Below are 9,018 nucleotides of genomic sequence, written 5' to 3' on the forward strand. Positions count from 1 at the left end.
GGGCCAGGAGCCGCGCGGCGCAGGGCCGCGTCCCGCGTGACGAGCGCACCGAGGACCACGTCCGAGTGCCCGGCCAGCCACTTGGTCACCGAGTGGACCACCACGTCCACCCCGGCGTCGAGGGGCCGGTGGACGATCGGGGTGTTGAAGGCGTTGTCCGCGACCACGAGTGCACCCGCCGCGCGGGCCGCGGCGGTCCGGACGGGCAGCTCCGCCACCCCGCGCACGGTGGTGGGGGGGGCCACCAGCCCGAGCAGGGCGCGCCCCGCACCGCCCTCCCCCCCCCCCGTCGCCCCGAGGCCGTCGGTGGTGGTGGCCAGACGCTGACCGGGGCGGATGCCGCATCCGACAGGACCGCCTCCGCCTCGGCGCGCCGGGCCGCGAACTTGGGCCGGTTGCCGATCAGCTGGATTGCGATGTTCCCGATCTCGAACCCGGCCCCACGGACGATCCCGGCGGCCGCCGCCAGGAGGGTGTGCCCGGACGCCCCGGCGTACTCGGGGCGGTCGGTGCCGAAGTGCGTCCCCAGGTCCCCCACTCCCGCCGCCGAGAAGAGGGCGTCGGCTGCGGCGTGGGCCACGGCGTCGCCGTCGGAGTGACCGGAGAGCCCGCGTTCCCCCTCCCACCGGAGCCCGGCGAGCCAGAGGGGTGCGCGGGCGTCCTCGGGCGCGTAGGCGTGGACGTCCACGCCGATGCCGGTGCGGGGAAGAGCGAGCCGATCGCCGGGGTGCATGCGTGCTCCTGTCGGGGTTGGATCTGAGGAGGTCAGGTGGGGAGGGGTGCGCTGCCCGGGGCGTCGCGCTGCGCGAGGACCGCCTCGGCGACCAGGAGATCCAGCGGTGCGGTGACCTTGAACGCGAGGGCGTCGCCGTCGACCACGTGCACATCAGCTCCCCGGGCCTCCATGAGCATGGCGTCGTCCGTCACGGCGTCGGAGGTAGCGGGGACGGCGAGGTGCGCGGCGCGCAGGCTCGCTGTCGCGAAGCCCTGCGGTGTCTGGACCGCACGGAGGGTGGTGCGGTCCGGCGTCGAGGTGACCACCGTCCCGGTCACGATCTTCACGGTGTCCACCACCGGCAGCACCGGCACCACGGCCTCCGCACCGGCGGCGACGGCGGCGGCCACGCGCCGGAAGACCCCGGGGGGTGTCAGTGCCCGGGCGGCGTCGTGCACCAGGACCACGGCGGCGGACTCCGGGACCGCGGCGAGTCCCGCCCGCACCGAGGCGGTCCGGGTGCCGCCGCCCACCACGCTGCTCACCCGTGTGCCCCCGGCGCCCGCGGCGAGGCGGTCGACGACGGCGGTGAGGACGGCGTCGTCCGCCGGCAGGACCACCACCACCGAGACCGCCACCCGGGCGGCGAGGATGCCGTCGAGTGCATGCTCGAGCAGGGTGCGCCCCGCGCACAGCACCCGGGCCTTCGGGATCCCCCGGCCGAGACGCTGACCGGAACCGGCCGCGACGAGGACCACGGCCGTCGCGGCCGGGAGGGGGGAACTGGTCTGCTGGGGCACTCCGTCACCCTACGGCAGGGCGAGGTCCGGACAGAAAGGAAGAGGGACCCGAAGGTCCCTCTTCCCTGTCTGCTGCCGTGCTGTGCCCCTAGGAGGCGAGGACCTCGTCCAGGACGTTCGCCGCCTTCTCCTCGTCGGTCTTCTCCGCGAGGGCGAGTTCCGAGATAAGGATCTGCCGCGCTTTCGCGAGCATCCGCTTCTCGCCGGCGGACAGTCCGCGATCGTGGTCGCGGCGCCAGAGGTCCCGCACCACCTCGGCGACCTTGATGACGTCGCCGGAGGCCAACTTCTCGAGGTTCGCCTTGTAGCGGCGCGACCAGTTGGTGGGCTCCTCCGTGAACTCGGCCCGGAGGACGTCGAACACGTGCTCGAGACCCTCCTTGCCCACCACGTCGCGAACCCCCACGAGGTCAACGTTCTCTGCTGGTACTTCTATCGTCAGATCACCCTGTGCCACCTTGAGCTTGAGATACATCTTCTCTTCGCCCTTGATGACGCGCATCTTGATCTCCTCGATCTTCGCTGCGCCGTGGTGAGGATAGACAACTGTTTCGCCGACCTCAAAAACCATGTGGACATTCCCCTTTCCCGGCAGTCAGTTTATCACGGGGGCAATGTGCCCGGCCTGCGTTTTCGCAGGTCAGAAGGCCGGAATACGGCGGATCGAGCACGCTGGAGCCCTTGACGAGCAGCCCTTTAAGTGCTGCAGCGCACTTCACACGGTGGGAGCAGCACCACCTCCGGTCCGCGTAGCCGATAGTCTGTGGGCAGGTCCGCACCGGATTTCGTCCCTGTCCCACCTGTTGAACCCCAGGAGTTTGCGCCGTGACATTCGCACCGAAGAACCGAGTACAGCGGGCTGCTGCCGCCAGCGCCGTCGTGGTGATGCTGGGCGTGTCCGGCTGCAGCCTCGTCGCGGAGCAGCAGACGAGGGACATCAAGGCCGTCTCGGACGGGATCGAGAACCAGGTGGGACCGATCGAGCTGCGCAACCTGATCGTCATCGCCGACGACGAGGGCATCGACGGCCGCATGGTCGGGACGCTGGCCAACTCGAGCGACGAGGACGTCGACCTCACGATCAGTGCGGGCAGCACCACCACGGACATCACGGTCGACGCCGGAGGCGAGTTCAGGTTCGAGGAGGAGTCCGCGGAGGACGGCACCTTCGAGGGCATCGACAGCATTCCCGGCTCCGTGCTGAACGTCGACTTCGCCGTGGAGGGCGAGGACTCCACGGTCAGCATCCCCGTGCTCGACGGCACCCTCCAGGAGTACCGCGACTTCGTCCCCGGGGGCTACACCCCGCGCCCCTCCGAGCCCGCCGCCACCTCGGAGGCGGAGGAGGGCGAGTAGGCACCTCTTCCCCGCACCACGACGATGCCCGCCTCCGGAGGCTCCGGAGGCGGGCATCGTGCTGTTCGGCGGTGCGCGGTCTCAGGGTTCGTACTTGTACCCGAGGCCACGGACCGTGATGAGGTGGCGAGGGGCGGACGGGTCGGGTTCCACCTTGCCGCGCAGTCGCTTGACGTGGACGTCGAGCGTCTTCGTGTCCCCGACGTAGTCCGAGCCCCACACGCGGTCGATCAGCTGCCCGCGGGTGAGCACCCTGCCCGAGTTCCTCAGCAGCATCTCGAGCAGTTCGAACTCCTTGAGGGGCAGCGCCACCTGCTCGCCGCCCACGCTCACCACGTGGCGCTCGATGTCCATGCGGACCGGACCGGCCTGGATGGTGTTGGAGATGAGCTCCTCGGGTTCACCCTGACGGCGCAGGACCGCCCGGACGCGTGCCACGAGCTCCCGTGACGAGTACGGCTTGGTGACGTAGTCGTCGGCGCCGAGCTCGAGGCCCACCACCTTGTCGATCTCGGCGTCCTTCGCCGTGAGCATGATGACCGGCACACTGGAGCGCTGGCGCAGCTGGCGGCACACCTCCGTCCCGGAGAGTCCCGGGAGCTGCAGGTCCAGCAGCACCAGGTCCGCCCCCGAGCGGTCGAACTCGGTGAGGGCGTCGAGTCCGTTGTCCACCACGGACACCTCGAAGCCCTCCTTCCCGAGGAGGTAGGACAGCGGGTCGCTGAACGACTCCTCGTCCTCGACGATCAGAATTCGGCTCAAGACCTGACTCCCTGCTCATGGGCAGCCGTGCTGCCCCGCTTCCCTGGTTTCCTGTCGTGGCCGGGCCCGGCGGCACCGCCACCCTCCGGTGCGGCCGGCCCACCGGCGGCGGCGCTGCCGCTCGGATCGTCGGTGGATCCCTCCATCTCCGGCAACCGCACGGTGAACGTGCTCCCCTGACCGGGCTGCGACCACACCGTCACCTCACCGCCGTGGTTGGACACCACGTGCTTGACGATGCTGAGCCCCAGACCCGTCCCACCGGTCTGCCGCGACCGCGCCGCATCCACACGGTAGAACCGCTCGAAGATGCGCTCCTGCTCCTCGGGGGTGATGCCGGCTCCCTGGTCCGTCACCGAGACCTGCACCAGGCCCTCACGGGAGCGGACCCCCACGCCCACGCGGGTGCCCTCCGGCGAGTACCGGATGGCGTTGTCGATCAGGTTGCGGAAGGCCGTCATCAGCAGGTCGCGGTCCCCGTACACCGGTGTACGCACGGACCCGCCGACCACGATCTCGATCCCCTTGCTCTCCGCCGGGAGCTTGTTGCGGTCCACGGCCTCCATGATCACCGCGTTGACGTCCACGGGCTTGCCGCGCCGCACCACGTCCGCACCCTGCAGCCGCGAGAGCTCGATGATGTCCTGGACCAGGGCGGAGAGCCGGCCGGACTCCTTGTGCATCCGCTGGGCGAACCGGCGCACGGCCACCTCGTCCTCGGCGGCGTCGTCGATGGCCTCCGCCAGCAGCGAGATGGCACCCACCGGCGTCTTGAGCTCGTGGGACACGTTGGCCACGAAGTCGTTGCGGATCTCCTCGGTGCGGGTGATCTCCGTGCGGTCGTCCGCGAGGATCAGGATGTACTCGGCGCCGAGGGCGGCGACGCGGACCTGCACCACGATGGTGCCCTGACCCAGGGGCCCCCGGGGCAGCTCGAGCTGCTCCTGCTCGATCACCCCGTCACGGCGCACCCGGGCGGTGAGCTGCAGCAGTTCGGTGTGCACCACGGTGTGACCGCGGACCAGGCCGAAGGCGTACGCCGCCGGGCTGGCGCGGACCACGCCGTCGATCGCGTCCACGATCACGTACGCACGGCCGATGATGGAGAGGACCTCCGCCGCGCCGTCGGGCAGCGAGGGTTCGTCCTCGTAGCGCAGCCTCAGGCGCTGTGCCTCGCTGGCACGGAAGGCCGCCATCCCGCCCACGCCCAACGCCAGGCCGACCAGCCCGGCCACGAGCGTCACGAGAAGGGGATCCACGCCCCCAGCTTATGCGCTGCGATTTCGGGGCCGGCGCCATCCGATGGCAATGACGGAGGGGTTCAACTAACGTTCACACAAAGCGGAGGAACAGTTCACCGCTGGCTGGAAGGCTCGTCGGCAGAACTGTGGAAACGGTTCGCATACACACTTCCAGGGAAGGACGCCCACGTGCGTAAGGTTTTTCAGGCCGAGCTCCACCAGATCGGCGAGGAGCTGATCGAGATCTCGCAGCTGGTGTCGGAGGCCATCCGGAAGGCCAACAGTGCTTTCCAGGGTGCCGACACCGAGCTCGCGCAGGAGGTCATCGCGGCCGACGCCCGGATCGACTTCCTGCAGAACGACCTCGACGAGCGGGCGATCGACATCCTCGCGCTGCAGGGCCCGGTGGCCTCGGACCTCCGCATGATCGTGGGCGCACTGCGGATGAGCGCGTCCCTGGAGCGTATGGGGGACCTCGCCCGCCACGTGGCGCAGCTCGCCCGTCTGCGGTTCCCCGCGAACGTTGTCCCCGAGGCCATCCGTGACACCTTCGACGAGCTCGCGCAGCTGGACGTCCAGATCGCCGCGAAGGTGACCGAGCTCCTCGAGACCCGCAACCTGGAGCTGAGCAACGAGATCAACGCGGCCAACGCGCGGGTCAACGAACTGCACGCCGGGGTGTTCAAGGCCATCGCCTCGGAGGACTGGGACCAGAGCGCCCCCACCACGGTGGACGTCACGCTCGCCAGCCGCTACTACGAGCGGTTCGCGGACCACGGCGTGTCCGTGGCACGCAAGGTGACCTACCTGGTCACCGGCGAGTGGCAGCCCAGCGCTCCGCTGATCTGATCCACCCCTGATCCGATCCACGACTGATCCACCCCTGCCGCGGCAGGACACGACGACGGCGGCCCCTTCGAGGGACCGCCGTCGTTCGTGTTCCCGGTGACGTCAGTGCTTGCCCTGGTTGGCGACGGCGTCGATCGCCGCGGCCGCGGCGTCGGCGTCCAGGTAGGTACCACCGGCCTTGACCGGCTTGAGGTCCTCGTCCAGCTCGTACACCAGCGGGATGCCGGTGGGGATGTTCACCGCGGCGATGTCCTTGTCGCTGATGCCGTCGAGGTGCTTGACCAGCGCGCGCAGCGAGTTGCCGTGCGCCGCGATCAGCACCGTCCTGCCGCTCCTGATGTCCACCGAGATGTCCGACTCCCAGTACGGCAGGAAGCGGTCCAGGACGTCCTTGAGGCACTCGGTGCGGGGGACGTCCTCGCCGAGGTCCGCGTAGCGCGGGTCGGCGGCCTGCGAGTACTCGCTCGAGTCCTCGATGGGCGGCGGCGGGGTGTCGTAGGAGCGGCGCCACTCCATGAACTGCTCCTCACCGAACTCCGCGAGGGTCTGGGCCTTGTCCTTGCCCTGCAGGGCGCCGTAGTGGCGCTCGTTGAGGCGCCAGTTGCGCTTGACGTCGATCCAGCTGAGGCCCGCGGCCTCGAGTGCGAGGTTCGCCGTGATGATCGCGCGCTTCTGCCGGGACGTGTAGACGATGTCGGGGGTGATCCCGGCCTCGGTCAGCAGGTGACCTCCGCGCGTCGCCTCCTCACGCCCCTTCTCCGTGAGGGCGACGTCCACCCATCCGGTGAACAGGTTCTTCTCGTTCCATTCGCTCTGGCCATGGCGCAGCAGGATCAATGTGTAGGTCATGATTCCTAGTCTGCCGCATCCGGGCGGGAGCGGTCATGCCGCGGCCGTCCTGTTCCCCCGGTGTCCGAGAAGTGTCCGAGAGGTGTTCGATGGGTGTTGGGCCGCTGCCCTACGCTGGGTGGGTGCCACCGCGTCCACGTCCCCCGAAGCCCCTCGGGACCATCACCCGCGGCACCACCAACCCGAACCGGTTGCGCCGGGCGGACCGCTGGCTCACCGGCCCCCAGGCGTACCGGCTGCGCCGGGCCGCCGACCCGCTGGTGGTGGACCTCGGCTACGGCGCGGCCCCGGTCACCGCCGTCGAGCTGTTCACGCGCCTGCGTCGAGTACGTGACGACGTCGAGGTGGTGGGCATCGAGATCGACCCGGAACGGGTGGCCGCGGCCGAACCTCTCACCCGGCCCGGCCTCGGCTTCCGGCGGGGCGGTTTCGAACTGCCGCTCGACGGCAGACGGCCCGCGGTGGTGCGCGCCTTCAACGTGCTGCGTCAGTACGGCGAGGACGAGTACGGCGCCCACTGGGAGGAGGTGCGGTCCCGCCTCGCCGCGGGTGGGCTCTTCGTCGACGGGACGTGCGACGAGATCGGCCGCCGCTCCACCTGGGCCGCGCTGGAGCCCTCCGGCCCGGTGTCCCTGACCGTCTCGCTGAGATTCGGGGCGTTCACCCTGCCCTCGGACGTGGCCGAACGCCTCCCGAAGGCACTGATCCACCGCAATGTCGAGGGTGAGCGCGTCCACGGCTACCTGCGTGCGCTGGACAGGGCCTGGCTGGAGGCGGCGCCGGCGGCGAGCTTCGGGCACCGGCAGCGCTGGCTCGCGATGTGCGCCGCACTGCGGGAGGCGGGCTGGCCGCTGCTGGACGGCCCGTCGCGGTGGCGGCTGGGTGAGGTCACCGTGGCATGGGACGCCGTCCGGCCGAGCTGATCCCGGCAGCCGGGCGGATCAGCGGGTCCGTGTCACCAGGGGCCGTAGGGGCCTGCGCTGCCACCGCGACCGGAGGTCTGGCTGACGGCCGGCTTCACGTCCGCCAGGTACACGCAGGCGGCGATGATGGCGACGATCTGGAAGATGTTGAACCCTCCGCCACGGCCGAGCGCGGAGAGCAGGCCGATGAACACGGCACCACCGGTGAGAGCCAGCCAGAACCCCTTGGTCCGCTTGAAGGCCGCCTCGAAGGACGTCTTCGGGCGCCGCACGCAGTCGGTGAAGGCCCACACCTCGATGCCGAGGGCCACGAGGCCGAGCGCGAGGTACAGGAAGTACTGGGTCTGCAGGACGACGATCACCTGGTCAGCTTAGCTGGCCCGCGCGGTCGGGTGCACTCGCCCCACCGGACGGGGAGGGGGTGTCAGCGCTCGCCGGCGGCCTGCCGGAGTGCCTGGTCGAGATCGGCCCACAGGTCCTCGACGTTCTCGATCCCCAGGGACAACCGCACCAGCGCCTCCGGGACCGTGCCCGGTTCCGCCGGGTGGCGCCGTCGTCGCTCGATCAGGGACTCCACGCCGCCGAGCGAGGTGGCTGGCAACCACAGCCGGACGGCGGACACGACGGCGTCCGCGGTACGGACGTCGTCGAGCTCCAGGCTCACGATGCCGCCGAACCCGGTGAACTGCGCCGCGGCCCGGTGATGCCCGGGGTCCGCGGGAAGACCCGGGTACCGGACGCGCCGGACGGCGGGGTGCTCCGCGAGCCGCTGCGCCAGCAGCCCCGCGCTCACCTGGCTGCGCTCCATCCGCAGCGCGAGCGTCCGCAGGCCGCGCAGCGCCAACCAGACCTCGAACGGACCCGCGACCGCTCCGTGCAGTGTGCGGTGGGCCAGGAGCCGCGCGCGCAGGGCCGCGTCCCGCGTGACGAGCGCACCGAGGACCACGTCCGAGTGCCCGGCCAGCCACTTGGTCACCGAGTGGACCACCACGTCCACCCCGGCGTCGAGGGGCCGGTGGACGATCGGGGTGTTGAAGGCGTTGTCCGCGACCGCGCGGGCACCCGCCGCGTGGGCCGCGGCGGTCAGGGCGGACAGCTCCGCCACCTCGAGCATGGGGTTGGTGGGGCTCTCGAGCCAGAGCAGGATGCGCCCCGCACCGAACCGTCCGGAGAGCTCCTCGAGCTCCGCGAGGACGGCCGGGGTGTCCGCGATGTCCACGGGCCGCAGTTCCAGCCGGCCGGCCGCCTCGAGGTCCGCGGCGAGGGCGAGCGACCCGGCGTAGGCGTGACGTGGCATGAGCACCACACCACCCGGGGGGACGAGGGCGAGCACGGCCGCCGCGGCACCGAGCCCGGAGGCGAAGACCAGGGCGGGGGTCTCCGCCCCCTCGAGGGCGGCGAGCGCGTCCTCGAAGGGGTCCCAGGTGGGGTTCGAGCCGCGGGCGTAGACGGGGTCCCCCGCCTGCGGCGGGGGGGGCGTCGGGGGGGGGGGGGGGGGGGGGCGGGCGGGCGTGCGGGGGGGG

General features: G+C 71.0%; 11 protein-coding genes and 1 pseudogene. 3 read left to right on the forward strand and 9 right to left on the reverse strand.

From position 1 onward, the window contains the following. The 4 genes and pseudogenes from AC792_RS16675 to AC792_RS00360 form a co-directional block, all read right to left on the reverse strand. Positions 1-245 (reverse strand): PLP-dependent transferase (locus AC792_RS16675; protein WP_326947447.1); only part of this gene is annotated, 245 nt, incomplete at its 3' end. Positions 246-272: 27 nt separating this feature from the next. Next, a pseudogene (ispF, locus tag AC792_RS16680) lies at positions 273-733 on the reverse strand (2-C-methyl-D-erythritol 2,4-cyclodiphosphate synthase); the annotation flags it as partial. A gap of 32 nt (positions 734-765) precedes the next feature. Further along, entirely contained in the window at positions 766-1,515 is a 750-nt protein-coding gene (gene ispD, locus AC792_RS00355) for a 2-C-methyl-D-erythritol 4-phosphate cytidylyltransferase (protein WP_049828618.1), read from the reverse strand. Positions 1,516-1,603: 88 nt separating this feature from the next. Next, on the reverse strand, positions 1,604-2,086 hold the full coding sequence (locus tag AC792_RS00360) for a CarD family transcriptional regulator (RefSeq protein ID WP_049828619.1): 483 nt from the start codon (positions 2,084-2,086) through the stop codon (positions 1,604-1,606). A gap of 254 nt (positions 2,087-2,340) precedes the next feature. Here AC792_RS00360 and AC792_RS00365 point away from each other — a divergent pair, with 254 nt between their 5' ends. Then, entirely contained in the window at positions 2,341-2,871 is a 531-nt protein-coding gene (locus AC792_RS00365; RefSeq protein ID WP_152915931.1) for a hypothetical protein, read from the forward strand. An 81-nt stretch (positions 2,872-2,952) separates the two neighbouring features. On the opposite strand, the gene AC792_RS00370 is transcribed toward AC792_RS00365, so the two are convergent. Together AC792_RS00370 and AC792_RS00375 are read right to left on the reverse strand one after the other, a co-directional pair. Continuing rightward, entirely contained in the window at positions 2,953-3,633 is a 681-nt protein-coding gene (locus AC792_RS00370; protein WP_049828621.1) for a response regulator transcription factor, read from the reverse strand. Then, positions 3,630-4,892 (reverse strand): sensor histidine kinase, encoded by a 1,263-nt coding sequence (locus AC792_RS00375; protein WP_049828622.1) that lies wholly within the window; start codon positions 4,890-4,892, stop codon positions 3,630-3,632. The genes AC792_RS00370 and AC792_RS00375 overlap by 4 nt, the downstream gene beginning before the upstream one ends. 171 nt (positions 4,893-5,063) lie before the next feature. Between AC792_RS00375 and phoU the strand changes: the two genes are divergently transcribed. After that, positions 5,064-5,723, forward strand: coding sequence for a phosphate signaling complex protein PhoU (gene phoU / locus AC792_RS00380; RefSeq protein WP_049828623.1), 660 nt, complete (start codon positions 5,064-5,066; stop codon positions 5,721-5,723). Positions 5,724-5,825: 102 nt separating this feature from the next. On the opposite strand, the gene AC792_RS00385 is transcribed toward phoU, so the two are convergent. Beyond that, positions 5,826-6,572 (reverse strand): phosphoglyceromutase, encoded by a 747-nt coding sequence (locus AC792_RS00385; protein WP_049828624.1) that lies wholly within the window; start codon positions 6,570-6,572, stop codon positions 5,826-5,828. A 122-nt stretch (positions 6,573-6,694) separates the two neighbouring features. On the opposite strand from AC792_RS00385, the gene AC792_RS00390 reads away from it, so the two are divergent. Further along, positions 6,695-7,495 (forward strand): class I SAM-dependent methyltransferase, encoded by an 801-nt coding sequence (locus AC792_RS00390; RefSeq protein WP_235436281.1) that lies wholly within the window; start codon positions 6,695-6,697, stop codon positions 7,493-7,495. Positions 7,496-7,527: 32 nt separating this feature from the next. On the opposite strand, the gene AC792_RS00395 is transcribed toward AC792_RS00390, so the two are convergent. Then, positions 7,528-7,857 (reverse strand): DUF2516 family protein, encoded by a 330-nt coding sequence (locus tag AC792_RS00395; RefSeq protein WP_049828626.1) that lies wholly within the window; start codon positions 7,855-7,857, stop codon positions 7,528-7,530. 62 nt (positions 7,858-7,919) lie between these two features. Further along, positions 7,920-9,018: trans-sulfuration enzyme family protein (locus AC792_RS00400; RefSeq protein ID WP_049828627.1), on the reverse strand; the 1,099-nt coding region annotated here is incomplete at its 5' end.

This window comes from Arthrobacter sp. RIT-PI-e (assembly GCF_001187915.1).
Classification (GTDB): Bacteria; Actinomycetota; Actinomycetes; order Actinomycetales; family Micrococcaceae; genus Arthrobacter_D.

What these genes read in the sequence shown, in the direction of transcription:
- AC792_RS00385 (WP_049828624.1), bottom strand. Translation starts at nt 6,572, where the DNA reads ATGACCTACACATTGATCCTGCTGCGCCATGGCCAGAGCGAATGGAAC.
- AC792_RS00360 (WP_049828619.1), bottom strand. Translation starts at nt 2,086, where the DNA reads ATGGTTTTTGAGGTCGGCGAAACAGTTGTCTATCCTCACCACGGCGCA.